Here is a 398-nt window from a genome sequence, read left to right as displayed (position 1 = left end):
GCCCGCCAATGTTCTGCTGGGCATCGCCAGCATCGAAATGGGCGGAAATGGCGATCGACTACAGAACGCCAACAAGTCGCACGATCTCGGCCACTTCGGGATCAACAGCATCCACTTTCGTCCGGGCGAACCTCTCGCCAAGGCCGGCGTCCGCCCTCAAGACGTGGCGAAGAACGGTTGCTACAACGCCGAGGTCGCCGCCTGGCTGCTCGCCGGGCACCTGCGAAGGCAGCGTGGCGAGAACTTTTGGGTATGGGCAGCGAATTACCACTCAACCACGCCCGAATTCAATGCGGTTTACCGCAAGAAGCTGATCCGGTTCTCAGAAGAGTGGGGCCGGTGGCTGCAGTACAGATACCCGCAGGTATCTATCTACCAACCTCACCCACAAGGGAACC

1 protein-coding gene is annotated in these 398 nt (G+C 60.1%); it reads left to right on the top strand.

The genetic code is table 11. From position 1 onward, the window contains the following. Positions 1-398, top strand: a 398-nt coding sequence (locus tag ACR6JA_RS23455; RefSeq protein WP_494599963.1) for a lysozyme family protein, incomplete at both ends; no start/stop codon positions are given.

This window comes from Cedecea sp. B1(4), assembly GCF_059414925.1.
Note: the sequence above shows the minus strand (reverse complement) of the source record. Positions and strands in the feature narration are given on the sequence as shown.